The organism is Pseudomonas sp. 8Z, from assembly GCF_902506535.1.
Classification (GTDB): Bacteria; Pseudomonadota; Gammaproteobacteria; order Pseudomonadales; family Pseudomonadaceae; genus Aquipseudomonas.
The window spans coordinates 1,482,805-1,497,797 of the sequence record NZ_LR733827.1 but is presented as its reverse complement, the minus strand read 5'-3'; the positions used below and the strand labels follow the sequence as shown (position 1 = coordinate 1,497,797).

At 63.1% G+C, this 14,993-nt stretch carries 12 protein-coding genes; 6 read left to right on the top strand and 6 right to left on the bottom strand.

The genetic code is table 11. The features are described 5' to 3' along the window. Positions 1-90 precede the first annotated feature (90 nt). Together AERO9A_RS19780 and AERO9A_RS19775 are read right to left on the bottom strand one after the other, a co-directional pair. The gene (locus tag AERO9A_RS19780; RefSeq protein WP_256666012.1) at positions 91-819 is read right to left on the bottom strand and encodes a tetratricopeptide repeat protein; all 729 of its coding nucleotides are present in this window, start codon (positions 817-819) and stop codon (positions 91-93) included. Continuing rightward, a complete protein-coding gene (locus tag AERO9A_RS19775) occupies positions 816-1,496 on the bottom strand; it encodes a Fe2+-dependent dioxygenase (protein ID WP_159973615.1) in 681 nt (226 codons plus the stop codon). The genes AERO9A_RS19780 and AERO9A_RS19775 overlap by 4 nt, the downstream gene beginning before the upstream one ends. Positions 1,497-1,638: 142 nt before the next feature. On the opposite strand from AERO9A_RS19775, the gene AERO9A_RS19770 reads away from it, so the two are divergent. From AERO9A_RS19770 to AERO9A_RS19755, 4 genes are all read left to right on the top strand, one after another. Beyond that, positions 1,639-3,969 (top strand): TonB-dependent siderophore receptor, encoded by a 2,331-nt coding sequence (locus AERO9A_RS19770; RefSeq protein ID WP_159973614.1) that lies wholly within the window; start codon positions 1,639-1,641, stop codon positions 3,967-3,969. A 163-nt stretch (positions 3,970-4,132) separates the two neighbouring features. Next, a complete protein-coding gene (locus AERO9A_RS19765; RefSeq protein WP_159973613.1) occupies positions 4,133-6,658 on the top strand; it encodes a sulfite reductase flavoprotein subunit alpha in 2,526 nt (841 codons plus the stop codon). A gap of 412 nt (positions 6,659-7,070) precedes the next feature. After that, on the top strand, positions 7,071-8,234 hold the full coding sequence (locus tag AERO9A_RS19760; RefSeq protein ID WP_159973612.1) for a type III PLP-dependent enzyme: 1,164 nt from the start codon (positions 7,071-7,073) through the stop codon (positions 8,232-8,234). Positions 8,235-8,526: 292 nt separating this feature from the next. Then, positions 8,527-9,414, top strand: coding sequence for a PA4780 family RIO1-like protein kinase (locus AERO9A_RS19755; protein ID WP_159973611.1), 888 nt, complete (start codon positions 8,527-8,529; stop codon positions 9,412-9,414). 44 nt (positions 9,415-9,458) lie between these two features. Here the strand turns inward: AERO9A_RS19755 and cueR are convergent, their stop codons facing one another. The 3 genes from cueR to AERO9A_RS19740 all read right to left on the bottom strand — a co-directional run bounded on the left by cueR (position 9,459) and on the right by AERO9A_RS19740 (position 12,689). Beyond that, complete coding sequence (gene cueR, locus AERO9A_RS19750; RefSeq protein ID WP_159973610.1) at positions 9,459-9,869, bottom strand: Cu(I)-responsive transcriptional regulator; 411 nt, start codon at positions 9,867-9,869, stop codon at positions 9,459-9,461. Further along, on the bottom strand, positions 9,866-12,232 hold the full coding sequence (locus AERO9A_RS19745; RefSeq protein WP_159973609.1) for a heavy metal translocating P-type ATPase: 2,367 nt from the start codon (positions 12,230-12,232) through the stop codon (positions 9,866-9,868). The genes cueR and AERO9A_RS19745 overlap by 4 nt, the downstream gene beginning before the upstream one ends. 64 nt (positions 12,233-12,296) lie before the next feature. Then, positions 12,297-12,689, bottom strand: a complete 393-nt coding sequence (locus AERO9A_RS19740) for a hypothetical protein (RefSeq protein WP_159973608.1) — start codon at positions 12,687-12,689, stop codon at positions 12,297-12,299. A gap of 109 nt (positions 12,690-12,798) precedes the next feature. On the opposite strand from AERO9A_RS19740, the gene AERO9A_RS19735 reads away from it, so the two are divergent. Then, positions 12,799-12,996: a heavy-metal-associated domain-containing protein gene (locus AERO9A_RS19735; RefSeq protein WP_159973607.1), complete on the top strand. Its 198-nt coding sequence runs from the start codon at positions 12,799-12,801 to the stop codon at positions 12,994-12,996. Between the two features lie 10 nt (positions 12,997-13,006). Here the strand turns inward: AERO9A_RS19735 and AERO9A_RS19730 are convergent, their stop codons facing one another. Then, on the bottom strand, positions 13,007-13,627 hold the full coding sequence (locus AERO9A_RS19730) for a TetR family transcriptional regulator (protein WP_159973606.1): 621 nt from the start codon (positions 13,625-13,627) through the stop codon (positions 13,007-13,009). A gap of 185 nt (positions 13,628-13,812) precedes the next feature. On the opposite strand from AERO9A_RS19730, the gene AERO9A_RS19725 reads away from it, so the two are divergent. Further along, complete coding sequence (locus tag AERO9A_RS19725) at positions 13,813-14,982, top strand: Bcr/CflA family multidrug efflux MFS transporter (protein WP_159973605.1); 1,170 nt, start codon at positions 13,813-13,815, stop codon at positions 14,980-14,982. The last annotated feature ends 11 nt before the right edge of the window (positions 14,983-14,993 follow it).

Below are 14,993 nucleotides of genomic sequence, written 5' to 3'. Positions count from 1 at the left end.
ATGTCCTGTCGACGTTCGGTCGAGCTGTCGAAAAAAGCCGCGATTATACCGGCAAAATGCTCCGAGGCGTTGGCCGCCTGGCACGTGCTTTCATGCTGGCAGGGCGGCCAGGGCTGCCTGGTCGTCGGTGTCACCCAGTTCGGCTGCGCGCCGGTGGTAGGCCAGGCCCAGGTCGGCGCAGCCTGGCAGCGCCATAACGCGGGCGCGCGCGGCGCGCAGGAAGTTCAGGTTGCCGCCTACCAGTGCCTGTTGCAGCCAGTGCCGGGCGTGTTGCGCCTCGCCCTGTTCGAGCAGGCGCAGGGCATAACTGAACTGACCGCGAAAGTCGCCGGCCTGCGCCGAACGCTCGAACCAGTGCAGCGCCGCTTGGCGATCGGGGGCGGCCAGCACGCCTTCATCGAGGTAGCGCCCCAGCAGGTTCATCGACTTCGCATGCCCCAACTGCGCCGCGCGCTGGTATAGGGCGAAGGCGCCCGCATGATCCTGCGTCACACCGCGTCCGGTGGCCAGCAGATTGGCCAGGTTATACATGCCCCAGTCCAGCCCCAGCGCCGCCGCGCGTTGATAGTGCTGGGCGGCGGCGGGCAGGTCGAGGTGGCAGCCCCAGCCGTGCTCCAGGCAGCGGCCAAGCATGTTCAGCGCCATGGCATGGCCTTGTCGCGCAGCGATGCCGAACCAGGTGAAGGCCAGTTTGGCATCGCGAACGATGCCATGACCTTCGAGCAGGATCTGTCCGAGCATCGTCTGAGCCTCCGTCTCGCCACGGCCTGCGGCGGCGATCAGCGCGCTGGCGGTGGCGCGTGGATTGCTCGTGCTCACACGTCCACCCAGCGGCGCAGCAGGTTGTGGTAGGTGCCGGTGAGCTGGATCAGCGACGGGTGGTCGGGCACGTCGCGGGTCAGGGTCTGGATCGCCACGTCCATCTCGAACAGCAGGGCGCGTTGGCTGTCTTCGCGCACCAGGCTCTGCGTCCAGAAGAATGAAGCCAGGCGCCTGCCCCGGGTGATCGGTTGCACGCGGTGCAGGCTGGTGGCCGGGTAGAGCACCAGGTCACCGGCCGGCAGCTTGATTTCGCGGGTGCCGTAGGTGTCCTGGATCACCAGTTCGCCACCGTCGTAATCCTCCGGGTCGCTGAAGAACAGGGTCGAGGACAGGTCGGTGCGAATCCGCTCGCCGCTGTCGCGCACTGCCCGCACGGCGTTATCGATGTGATAGCCGAAGGCATCACCGGTGCGGTAGCAGTTGAACAGCGGCGGGAAGATCTTGCGTGGCAGCGCCGCCGACATGAACAGGGCATTGCGCTGCAGGCGCTGGACGATGGCTTCGCGCAGTTCCAACGCCAGCGGGTTGTCGTCGGCCAGTTGCAGGTTGTGCTTGGCCTTGGCCGACTGATAGCCAGCGGTGGCCTTGCCGTCCATCCATTCGGTGCTTTCCAGTGCTTGGCGGATGTGTAGAACTTCTTCGCGGGTGAAAAGCTGGGGGATGTGCAGAAGCATGTAGGTATCCGGCTGGCGAGGTGGCGACGAATCAGGGGTGCTGCGCGTAAATGTGAAATTGTTTGCTAATTATTCGCATTTGTATTGAAAAATACAATTTGTTGCAAATAAGATCCGCTCGCATTTTTTCTGAGCACAGTTCATGCACAATAACGAACCAACCCTGTCTGTCGCCCCCTCGCAAAAAACGCTGCTGGTTTCCGCCATTGGTCTTGCCATCGTCTCTCACGGTGGCGCGGTGGTCGCTGCCGAGACGAACCCCCAGAAAACCTCGCCGCTGGAACTCGACAGCCTGTCAGTAACCGGCGAGTCCGAAGAAGATGATGGCTACCAGCCGCAGGCGCCTTCATCTCCGAAATACACCGAGCCGCTGCGTGACATTCCGCAGACCATCACCGTGGTGCCTAAGCAGGTCATCGAGGATCAGAACCTACTGACCATGCGCGATATTCTCAGCACCGTACCGGGCATCACCTTCGGCGCCGGGGAGGGCGGCGGTGGTTATGGCGACAGCATCAACCTGCGCGGCTTCTCGGCCAGCAACGATATCCAGATCGATGGTGTGCGCGACAGTGCGCAGTACAGCCGTACCGACCCGTTCAATCTGGAGCAGGTGGAGGTCGTCAATGGCGCCAGCTCGGTCTACTCCGGTGGCGGCTCGGTGGGCGGCACCATCAACCTGGTGACCAAGGCGCCGCAGACGCGTGATTTCACCAAGATCAGCACGGCGGTCGGCACCGACAACTACAAGCGCATCACCCTGGACACCAACCAGAAGCTCAACGACACCACGGCGGCGCGCCTCAATCTGATGGCCCATGGCAACGATGCGCCAGGGCGCGATCACGAGGATTACGAGCGCTGGGGCATCGCTCCGTCGATCGCCTTCGGTCTGGGCACGCCGACCCGTGTGACCCTCGCCTTCGAGCATCAGGAAGACGACAACCTGCCGCAGTTCGGTGTGCCGATCTATGACGGCAAGCTGCTGCCGGGGGCGGACTGGGATAACTATTACGGCTATCACAACGTCAACAAGCAGGAAATCACCACCGATGCCTTCAGCCTGAAGCTGGAGCATGAGTTCAATGACGCGCTGTCACTGCGCAACTTCAGCCGGGTAGCGCGCGTGCGCCAGGAAACCTGGGTGTCCGGGCCGGAAGGGGCGTCCGCTGCCTGCTTGGCCAGCGGCGTGACGCCGACCGGTGCCGCCTGCGCCGCTGGTCTGACGCCGGGCTTCTTCCAGCCCAGCGGTGGCTCGCTGGGCAATGCGCGTGATACCGAGAACCGCATCTTCATCAATCAGACCGACCTGACCAGCCGCTTCGCCACCGGCTTTATCGACCACACCCTGGTCACCGGTATCGCGCTGACCCGCGAGGAGTACGAGGCCGGTACCGGTAACTGGCGTTATAACGCCGCGGGCACCCAGGTGACCCCGCCGCCGGTGAGCATCAGCGACCCGGATTCGCACTGGGATGGCCCGGTGAACTTCATCAAGACGGCGAAAATCGATGGTGAGCTGAACAACCGCGCCGTGTACGCCTTCGACACCCTCAAGTTCAACGAGCAGTGGTCGCTCAACGGCGGCCTGCGCTACGAGCGCAACGAGGGGAGCTCGGCAACCGATGCGATCGATGCCATCAGCGGCGCCGTGACGCGCGGTACGCGCTATCACAACAGCGACGATCTGCTCTCCTATCGCCTGGGCGTGGTCTACAAACCAGCGGAAAACGGCAGCATTTACGTGGCCTACGGCAACAGCCAGACCGCCTCACAGGCCACGGTCAACGGCAGTTGCTTCAATACCGGTCGTCGAGGTAGTGCAAGCAGCAATAACTGCGACGCCGAGCCGGAAAAATCCGTCAGCTATGAAATCGGCACCAAGTGGGATCTGTTCCATGAGCGCCTGTCGCTGACAGCGGCGGTGTTTCGTAACGACCGCACCAACTACAAAGTCGCCAGCAACGACCCAAGCAACCTGTCCGGCGAGCAGGCGCTCGATGGTCAGGCGCGTGTCGATGGCGTAACGCTGGGGGCGACAGGGGCGATCACCGACCGCTGGAAGGTCTTCGCCAACTACACCTACTTGCACACTGAAGTGCTGCAGAGCGTGAGCGACTTTACCTTGCAGACTGGCGGCATCGACGCGCAAAAAGGCAAACCCCTGACCTTCACCCCCAAGCATGCGGCGAGCATCTGGACCACCTATGACCTGCCCTACAACCTGCAGGTCGGTTATGGCCTGACCACCCAGAGCAAGCAGTACCTGGCCAGCGCCGACAACGCGCCGACCTCCTCGGGGTACACCGTGCACCGGGCGATGCTCGGCTACAAGGTCAACCGCAATTTGAACCTGCGTCTGAACGTCAACAATCTGTTCGACAAGCAGTACTTGACCCGCATCCGTAACAACGGCTGGGCGACCCCCGGTGATGCGCGCGCGGCGATCCTGACGGCTGACTACAGCTTCTGACCTTTTGTCGAATCCCCGGTGCAGTTCGCTGTGCCGGGGATTTCGTGCGTCCGCAAGCGGGTAAAAAAGATGTAAAGGCTATTCCTTGAAAATAACTCTCAAATAGAATCCGCTCTCGTCTGCCCTGGGCGGCATTCTCCATCGTGATGCAAGAGTGATCGACGTGTTCAAGAAAGTCCTGTTCCAACTGCATTGGTTACTCGGCATCACTGCTGGTCTGGTGCTGGCCATCATGGGTATCACTGGCGCGCTGTATAGCTTCGAAGGGGAGCTTCTGCGGGCGTTGAACGCCGAGCGTTGGCAGATTCAGGCGCTTGAACAGGGGCCGCTCGCTCCGGTAGAGCTGGTGGCGAAGATCGAGTCGGCGACCGCTGATCGCGTCACAGGCCTATGGCTCGACAGCCGCCATGATGGCCCAGGCATGGCCTTTCTGGCGCCTAAGCCGGGCGAGCGGCGTGGGCCGCGCATCATCTTCGACCCTTACACCGGCAAGGTTCTGGGCGCGCCGGTGGGGCAGGGTTTCTTCATGCTGGCGCTGCAGTTGCACCGCTTTTTAGCGATGGGTGAGGTGGGTAAGCAGATCACCGCTGCCAGCACCCTGGCGCTGATTTTCTTCTGCTTATCCGGGCTCTACCTGCGCTGGCCGCGACAGGTGCGTAGCTGGCGCGCCTGGCTGACGCTCGACTGGAAAAAGAAAGGCCGCAGCTTCAATTGGGATCTGCACGCGGTCGTCGGTACCTGGGCGCTGCTGTTCTATCTCTGCGCTGCGCTGACGGCCTTGTACTGGTCTTATGGCTGGTATCGCGAGGGCCTCACCCGCCTACTCTCCGATGCACCTGCCGAGCAACGTGGCGAGAGACGTGGCGGGCGTGCGGCGCCTGCGGGCCCGCTGCCGGAGGTGGATTACGCTGCGCTTTGGCAGACGATCGAACGCACTGCCGGGCCGCGTCTGACTGCCTGGAATCTGCGGCTACCGTCGGTAGCTGGTCAGCCTGCGACGGTGTTCTATCTGCTCGACGACGCCGAGCACGTGCGTGCTTTCAATGAGCTGCGGATCGACCCCACGAGCGGCGCGTTACTGAGCGATCAGCGTTATGCCGACAAACCGTTCAAGGCGCAGTTGCTCGCCAGCGTTTATGCGCTGCACGTCGGTGAATACTTCGGCCTACCAGGGCGCATTCTGATGATGGTGGCGTCGGCGGCTATGCCGCTGTTCTTTATCACCGGCTGGCTGCTGTATCTGGATCGTCGGCGCAAGAAGCGCGCGGCGCTGGCGGCCCGTGGTGCGTTGGCGCAGCCGGGTGAGGGCGAGGGCTGGTTGGTGGGTTTTGCCAGCCAGAGCGGGTTCGCCGAGCAATTGGCCTGGCAGAGCGCCGGGCAATTGCAGGCCGCCGGTATCCCGGTGCGCGTCGAGCCGCTGGCGCGTCTGGATGCCGACAGTCTGCGTCAGACGCACAAAGCGCTGTTCGTGGTCAGTACCTTCGGTGATGGTGAGGCGCCGGACGCCGCGCAGAGTTTCGAGCGCAAGGTGCTCGGTGGCGCCGCTGCGCTCGATCAGCTCAGTTATGCGGTGTTGGCCTTGGGCGACCGGCAATATCAGCACTTCTGTGGTTTTGCGCGGCGGGTCAATGACTGGCTCGGCCGACAGGGCGCGCGCTCGATGTTCGCGCCGGTGGAGATGGACGGTGACGATCAGGCCGCGCTGCAACGCTGGCAGCAGCACCTGAGCGAGCTGACTGGCGCCGCGCCGATTCGCTTCGAGGCTGCTCCCTGGCAGAGTTGGGCATTGGTGCAGCGCATGCTGCTCAATCCCGGCAGCCAGGGTGCGCCGGTCTATCGTCTCGATCTGCTGCCGCCGCCGTCGTGCACCTGGCAGGCCGGTGACATTCTGGAGGTGCTGCCGCGCCATGCGCCCGCACGCGTGCAAGCCTGGCTGCAGCGGTATGGGCTTGCGGGCGATGAGCCGGTGACGGTCGACGCACGCACCCTGAGCCTTGCCGAGGCCTTGGTCGAGCGCCAGTTGCCGGACAGCTTCGCCCATTTGGTTGGTCTGCACGCGCAAGCGCTGGTCGAGGCGTTGGCGCCCTTGGGCTCGCGTGAATACTCGATTGCCTCGGTCGCTGCCGATGGTGTGCTGACGCTGCTCGTGCGCCAAGCGCTGCAAGCCGATGGTAGTCTGGGCTTGGGTTCCGGCTGGCTGACGCAGCATTTGCCCGCTGATGGTCAGGTGCTGGCGCGGGTGCGGCGCAACAGCGGCTTCCATCTGCCGGAGGATGACCGCCCGCTGATCCTGATTGGCAATGGCACCGGCCTGGCCGGTCTGCGTTCTTTGCTGCGGGCGCGCACTTTGGCCGGGCACTCACGCAACTGGCTGCTGTTTGGCGAGCGCAGCCGCGCGCAGGACTTCTTCTGTGGCGACGAGCTACAAGCGGCGTTGGCTGCTGGCGAGCTGCAGCATCTGGATCTGGCCTTCTCCCGCGATCAGGCCGAGAAGCGCTATGTGCAGGATCTGCTGCGTGAGCAGGCCGAACGTCTGCACGCCTGGCTGGCCGAGGGCGCGGCGCTCTACGTGTGCGGCAGCTTGCAGGGCATGGCGGGTGGCGTTGATGCTGCCCTGCACGAACTGCTGGGTGAGGCAGCGGTGCAGGGATTGATCGAGGCCGGGCGCTATCGCCGTGATGTGTACTGAGAAAGGGACTGAAATGGCGCTGTAATCTGCCTCTTGCAAACTGGCTGAAAGCCGCGCCCGTTCAGCATTTCAGGCTGTTTTGTGCGATATACGGAACATTCGCCTGTCGAGGCGAAATTAGGGGTAATTTCCGGTTGATCTGAGTGGCGCATGGTCTTAAAGTCCGCGCCCGAACGTCCATGCTGGAAACGATCCATCCGGCTCAAGTACTGACGACGAGAGATCGCTGGTGGCCCACCGCGATCAGTGATGCTCGGCGACATGCCTTGGGAAGTAGGCGAACCAAAGTGGGGAAACTGTCAGACGTTCAGGCTCGCGCGATGTGCGGCCAACCCCTACATGCAGCGGAACCTGTCAGGCGTTTCGCTGCCCGAATTCATGTGTTCCCGGTTTTGCCATTGGAGTTCCTAGCATGTCGATTAAGGTCGAAGACTACTACGCACCCGCCACGTTCCAGCGCATGAAAGCATTCGCTGATCAGCACGAAACCCCGTTCGTGGTGATTGATCGGCAGATCATCGCCGACGCCTACGACCAGCTCGGCACCTGCTTCCCGTTCGCCAAGACCTACTACGCGGTCAAGGCCAACCCGGCTATCGAGATCATCGAGTTGCTGCGCGACAAGGGTTCGAACTTCGATATCGCCTCGATCTACGAGCTGGACAAAGTGATGGGCGCAGGCGTCGGCCCCGAGCGCATCAGCTACGGCAATACCATCAAGAAGGCGCGTGACATCCGCTACTTCTATGAAAAGGGCGTGCGTCTGTTCGCCACCGACTCCGAGGCTGACCTGCGTAACATCGCCAAGGCCGCGCCAGGCTCCAAGGTCTATGTGCGTATCCTCACCGAAGGCTCCACCAGCGCCGACTGGCCGCTGAGCCGCAAGTTCGGCTGCCAGCCGGACATGGCCCTGGATCTGCTGATTCTGGCCAAGCAACTGGGTCTGGTGCCGTATGGCATTTCCTTCCACGTGGGTTCGCAGCAGCGTGATATCGACGTTTGGGACGCCGCCATCGCCAAGGTCAAGGTGATCTTCGAGCGTCTGAAAGAGGAAGACGGCATCACCCTGCAGATGATCAACATGGGCGGCGGCTTCCCGGCCAACTACATCCAGCGCACCAACGACCTGGAAACCTACGCCGCGGAAATCACCCGCTTCCTCAAGGAAGATTTCGGCGACGAACTGCCGGAAATCATCCTCGAACCGGGCCGTTCGCTGATCGCCAACGCCGGTGTGCTGGTCTCCGAAGTGGTGCTGGTGGCGCGCAAGTCGCGTACCGCCGTCGAGCGCTGGGTGTATGCCGACGTGGGCAAGTTCAGCGGTCTGATCGAAACCATGGACGAGGCCATCAAGTTCCCCATCTGGACCGAGAAGAAGGGCGAGATGGAAGAAGTGGTCATCGCCGGCCCGACCTGCGACAGCGCTGACATCATGTACGAGAACTACAAGTACGGCCTGCCGCTGAACCTCTCCAGCGGTGACCGCCTGTATTGGCTGTCCACCGGCGCCTACACCACCAGCTACAGCGCGGTCGAGTTCAACGGTTTCCCGCCGCTGAAGTCCTACTACCTATAAGCGACTTGAGCAGCGCCCCGCGCGTTTGCTCGTCGTGAAAAAACCGTCAGCCTCCGGGTTGGCGGTTTTTTTTCACCTGTGTAACGTGATTGCCAGCATTGGGCAGGGCGAGCCCGCCATCGTTGTGTAGACTGCTTAGCCGTCGTTGTCGCAACGCTTTGGCCTGTACCAAACGCTGCGCGAGGGCATCCTAGCCTTTTTGGGCCGATCAACAGTCGGCAGCGAAAACAGGCTGTGAGAGGATGTGCCTCTCAAGAGAACCCCGCTAGAAAAGGACTCGTCATTTACACCGATGAAGACGCCCAAACGTATTGAACCCCTGGTCGAGGATGGCCTGGTGGACGAGGTGCTGCGACCGCTGATGAGTGGCAAGGAAGCGGCGGTCTATGTGGTGCGCTGCGGCGACGAGCTGCGTTGCGCCAAGGTGTACAAGGAGGCCAACAAGCGCAGTTTTCGCCAGGCTTCCGAGTATCAGGAAGGCCGCAAGGTGCGCGGTAGCCGCCAGGCGCGGGCCATGGCCAAAGGCAGCAAGTATGGCCGCAAAGAGCAGGAACAGGCCTGGCAGAACGCCGAAGTGGCGGCGCTGTTTCGTCTGGCCAGTGCTGGCGTACGGGTGCCCAAGCCCTATGACTTTCTCGATGGCGTGTTGCTGATGGAGCTGGTCGACGATGGCGAAGGCGATGTGGCGCCGCGTCTCAACGATGTCGAGCTGCACCCGGACGACGCCCGCGAATTTCATGCCTTCATGATCCAGGAAATCGTCAAGATGCTCTGTGCCGGCTTGGTGCATGGCGATCTGTCGGAGTTCAACGTGCTGCTTGGCCCCGATGGCCCGGTGATCATCGATCTGCCGCAGGCGGTGGATGCCGCAGCCAACAATCACGCCTTCAGCATGCTTGAGCGCGATGTGCGCAACATGGCCGAATACTTTGGCCAGTTCGCCCCGGAGCTCAAGTACACCAAGTACGCCAAGGAAATGTGGGCACTCTTCGAAGCCGGCAAACTGCAACCGGATAGCCAGCTTACCGGCGAGTTCAGCGAGCCGGAGGATGCTGCCGATATCGACGCGGTGATGCGTGAGATCAAGGCGGCCCTGGCCGAGGAGGCCAAGAAGCAAGCCCTGCGCAATGCTGAGGACGAGCCCAAGGACGCTGAGCCGACGCCACCCTGGATGCGCTAAGCGCCTGCATCGGTGTGTTGGCCCTTAGCCCGGATGCCACCGGGCTACGGGCTGCCAGCGCAGCAGGTGCCGTGCTCCAGCCCCTGCAGGATCGGGCAGTCCGGGCGGTCGTTGCCTTGGCAAGTAGCGGCCAATTCCGCCAGCGTATCGCGCAGCGCGGCCATCTCGGCGATCTTGCGTTCCAGCGCGGCGATATGCTGCTCGGCCAGGGCCTTCACGTCGGCACTGGCGCGTTGTTTGTCCTGCCACATCGCCAGCAGCCGCCCGACTTCCTCCAGTGAGAAGCCCAGATCTCGTGCACGCTTGATGAAGGCCAGACGGTGCAGGTCGCTGCTGCTGTATTGCCGGTAGCCACTCTCCGAGCGCCCTGCGTGTGGCAGCAGGTCGATGGCCTCGTAATAACGGATCATCTTGGCGCTCAGACCGGTGTGTTTGGCAGCTTGGCCGATGTTCATGCTTTAGGTCTCCAGCGATTGAGTAGCAGGGCGTTGCTCACCACGCTGACGCTGGACAGGGCCATGGCGGCGCCGGCGAACATCGGGTTGAGCAGGCCGGCGGCGGCCAGCGGAATGCCGATCAGGTTGTAGACGAAGGCCCAGAACAGGTTCTGGCGGATCTTCGCGTAGGTGCGGCGGCTGATGTCCAGCGCGGCGGGCACCAGGCGCGGATCGCCGCGCATCAGGGTGATGCCTGCAGCATGCATGGCCGCATCGGTGCCACCGCCCATGGCGATGCCGACATCGGCGGCGGCCAGGGCCGGGGCATCGTTGATGCCGTCGCCGACCATGGCCACCGTGCCGTGCTGGCGCAGCGCGTTGATCAGGCGCGCCTTGTCGGCGGGCAGCACCTGGGCGTGCGGCTCGTCGATGCCCAGCGCGTTGGCCACCGCCGCCACGCTACCGGCGTTGTCGCCGCTGATCAGGTGACTGGTGATGCCTTGTGCGCGCAGTGCGGCGATGGCATCGCTAGCGCCTTCTTTGAGCTGATCACCGAAGGCCAGCAGGCCGAGCAGGCGTGGGCTGTTGCCGGTTTCGATCAGCCAGGACAGGGTGCGCCCCTGCACCTCCCAATCCCGCGCCGATTCGGCCAGCGTGCCTGCCTGCAACTGGTTTTCTTCCAGCAGGCGACTGCTGCCCAGTTGCAGGGCGCGGCCTTCGACCTCGCCAGCGATGCCGCGCCCGGCCAACGCCTGGCTGGCCATCAGCGCCGGTAGGGTAATGTGCTGATCGCTGCAGCGCTGCAGCACCGCCTTGGCCAGTGGGTGCTCGCTGCCTTGTTGCAGGCCGCCGGCCAGGCGCAGCAATTCTTCTTCGCCTGCCTCGGCCAGGCCGATATGGACGATGCGTGGCTTACCCTCGGTGAGGGTGCCGGTCTTGTCGAAGGCGACGTGTTGCACCGCATGCGCCACTTCCAGTGCTTCGACGTCCTTGATCAGAATACCGTGGCGCGCAGCCACACCTGTGCCAGCCATGATTGCCGTGGGCGTCGCCAGACCAAGGGCGCAGGGGCAGGCGATTACCAGCACGGCAACGGCGTTGAGCAGGGCGCTTTCCAGCGGCGCGCCGAGCAGCAACCAGCCCAGCAACGTAGCCAATGCCAACAGAAGCACGGTTGGGACGAACACCTGGCTGACCTTGTCCACCAGCTTCTGGATTGGCGCCTTGGCTGCCTGGGCGTCTTCGACCAGGCGGATGATGCGCGCCAGCACGGTTTCCGCGCCGAGCGCGGTGGTGTTGACCAGCAGGCGCCCTTCACCGTTGATCGCGCCTGCGGTGACCTTGTCGCCCGGCTGCTTGGCCACCGGTAGGCTCTCGCCGCTGATCAGTGCTTCGTCGGCATGGCTGGCGCCTTGCAGCACCTCGCCATCGACCGGGAAGCGTTCGCCAGGTTTGACCACCACGCAATCGCCCAAGGCCAGGTCGCTGATCGCGACACGCTCTTCGTGGCCATCTAGCCAGCGTGTCGCGTGCTCCGGTCGCAGCGCCTGGAGGGCGCGAATGGCGCTGGCGGTCTGGCGTTTGGCGCGGCTTTCCAGATATTTACCGAGCAGGATCAGGCTGACGATGACCGCCGAAGCCTCGAAGTATAGGTGTGGCATCTGCCCGGCGGGTGTCGTCGCCCATTGGTAGAGGCTCAGGCCGTAACCGGCGCTGGTGCCGATGGCCACCAGTTGATCCATATTGCCCGCACGGGCTTTGAGCGCCTGCCAGGCCGCGCGATAAAAGCGTGCGCCGAAGATGAATTGCACCGGCGTCGCCAGTGCAAGCTGAGCCCAGGCCGGTAGCATCCAGTGCAGGCCGAAGGGAGCGCTCAGCATCGGCAGCACCAGCGGCATACTCAGTGCCAGAGCCGCGAGCAGAATCAGGCGCTCGCGCTGCAGGCGGCGTTCGCTGTGATCGCTGTTTGTTGCTGCTTGCGCCATGGCCTTGTAACCGGCGCTGGCAATGGCTTTGAGTGCCTGCTGGGTGTCGAAGCCCGCAAGTACCTGCAGGCGTGCCTTCTCGTCAGCCAGATTGACGGCCACCTGGGTGATGCCCGGCACCTTGGCCAGGGCGCGCTCGATACGAGCGACGCAACTGGCGCAGGTCATGCCTTCGATCGTCAGTTCCAGTGGTTGGCTGGGGACGCTGTAGCCCGCGCCTTCGATGGCACTGATCAGCGCTGGCAGGCTGTTGGCTGGCGCCTCAACACGGGCTTGTTCGTTGCCCAGGTTGACACTGGCGCTGCGCACATCCGCTACCTTGCGCAAGGCGCGCTCGACGCGGCCTGCGCAACTGGCGCAGGTCATGCCCTGGATGGGGAGGTCGAAGGTGGTCATGGTCGATATCCTGTCGAGTGATGCTCCACAGGATCAACCTTGACCCAGTGGCAAGGTCAAGTCTTCAGTTCAGCGGTGGCGCGTCACGCAGTCGCAGGCCGTCGCCTTCCATGGCGATGCGATAGCGGCGCACCTCGCCAGCCTGCAGTTGCAGGGTCTGACTGCTGAGTTGGGCGATGCCGTCCTGGCATGAACCGGTGCCGGTCAGGCCCAGGCGCAACGAAACCTCGCCCGGTGGTAGGTTGAACGAGACCGACTGCCCTTGAAACAGACGTGCGGCCATCTGATCGTGCAGGTACAGCGCCACCTCACAGGTGGTGGCGACCTCCAGCCGCTCGCGGGAGATGATCAGCACAGCATATCCCTCGCCCTGCGCGCTACTGACCAGTGGAGCCGTGGGCTGAGCCTGAGCGCTGGTGCTCAGGGCGGCGGCAAGCAGCAGGTGGTGCAGGCGCATGGCGACGATCCTCGAATGTGCAGGCGGATAAGTGGCGTGGAGGCTTGACCTTGCCGCCGTGGCAAGGTCGAGACTACACCCATCGAGCAATGGAGCAAGGAGTCAGGCAATGCAAACATTCAAGGTTAGCGGTATGTCTTGCGGGCACTGCGTGCGTGCCATCACCCTGGCGGTGAAGGCACTGGAGGAGAACGCCGAGGTGGAAGTGGATCTGCCCAGCGGTTTGGTGCGTGTCAGTGAAGGGCTCGACGCTGCGCAGGTGCAGGCGGCTATTCGCGAGGAAGGTTACGTCGTCGAGCCAGCCTGAGCCGCCGACCTTACGGCCAGCGCAGTAACAGGCCGCGCAAGCAGCTATCGACGATTGCAGGCGTATCGGTCTGTGCATCGAATAGCGCCGGGTCGCGCAGCCAGTCGCTGAACAGCCCTACCAGCAGAGCATGCAGTGCGCGCGAGGCCAGGCGCGGGCTGATGCCAGGGCGCAATTGCTCCTGAACGGAGGGTTGGGCGAACTGCTGCTCGCACAAGGCGATGAACTGATTGATGAAGGCTTCATGGCGCTCTTCGGCGTCGCGCAGTTCTTCGGTGAATTCGCAGCGCCGCAGCAGTACGGTGAGAATGCGTCGGCGTTTTTCGTCGAGCACCAAATTGGCCACGGCCTCTACACACAGATCACGCAGCAGTTGCAGCGAGGCCATGCCATCGACCGCCGCCAACTGCTCCGCCAGCGGCTCCAGTGGCAGGCGTACCTGGGTGAGCATTTCGTGGAACAGGTGGGCCTTGTTCTGAAAATGCCAGTACACCGCACCACGGGTCACGCCAGCCTGACGAGCGATTTGATCGAGGCTGGTGTGAGCGACGCCGCGTTCGAGAAACAGATGCTCGGCGGCCTCCAGGAGGGCGACACGGGTTTTCTCCGCATCTTCTTTGGTTCTGCGCATGAAATCCGTTGTGGTTGGTGTGCGATGCGGCATTTTACCGATTTTGCGTCGCCGAAAGGCAGCCGCATGTGCGCTGAATCGTGCGCTATTCGCCTGGCATAGTGGCTGATGCTGTTCGTTCTCGGGGTTTAACAAGGCTCAGCGCAATGAGATGATTAGCCAGCTAACAAAACCTCTGGATCATCATGCCTCTGCGAATTTTGCTTATCCTCGGCGCACTGAGCGCCTTCGGCCCGTTGGCTATCGATTTCTACCTGCCAAGCTTTCCGACCCTGGCGCGCCAGTTCGCCACCGATGTCGAGCATGTGCAGTTATCGCTGGCGGCTTACTTCATCGGTATCGCGCTGGGCCAACTGTTCTACGGACCGTTGGCTGATCGTTATGGGCGGCGTGTGCCACTTCTGATTGGGGTGATGCTGTTTGCCGTTGCCTCATTGGCCTGTGCCCTGGCGCCAAGCCTGGAGTGGTTGATCGGTGCGCGCTTCGTGCAGGCCTTGGGCGGCTGCGCCGGTATGGTCATTACCCGTGCGGTGGTGCGTGATCTGTGCGACCCCTTGGCCTCGGCCAAGGTGTTTTCGCAGTTGGTGCTAGTGATGGGGCTGGCCCCGATTCTAGCCCCGTTAGGCGGGGGGCTGCTGCTGGGCACCCTGGGCTGGCCGTGGATTTTCTTCAGCTTGGCGCTGTTCGCCGGGCTGTGCTTGTTGGCTGTTGTGCTCTGGCTGCCTGAGACGCGCCCAACGCATATGCCGCCTGCGCCGTTGAGTGGTGCATTTGGCCAGTATCGGGCACTGCTGAGCTCGCCTGCATTTATGGGCTATAGCCTGGCCGGTGGTGTGGCAATGGCCGGAATGTTCGCTTACATCGCGGGTTCGCCTTTTATCTTCATTGAGCTCTATGGTGTGCCGGCCGAGCATTATGGCTGGCTGTTCGGCAGCAATGCGGCGGGATTCGTGCTGATGGCGCAGGTCAATGCGCGCCTGGTGCGCCGTGGCGGGCCTGCCATATGGCTGCGGCGCATGGTGCTGGTCTACCTGTGCAGCGGCCTGTGCCTGCTCGCGCTGGCGGCTTGGCAACCGGCGCAGCTCTGGCCGTTGTTGATCCCGCTGTTTGTCTGTGTGGCCAGCCTGGGTTGCGTGCTGCCCAACGCCACGGCCAGTGCCATGGCCGGGCAGGGGCAGCACGCTGGCAGTGCGTCGGGGTTGCTGGGCAGTCTGCAATTTAGCGTCGCCGCCTGTGCGTCGGCGTTGGTCGCTTATCTGCATGATGGCTCTGCCGTGCCGATGGCGCTGGTGATTGCTGGTTGTGGCGCGATTGCCGTTGGCTGCGCTTGGTGGAGTCGGCGCTTCGTGGTGTGACGGTGCTGCAA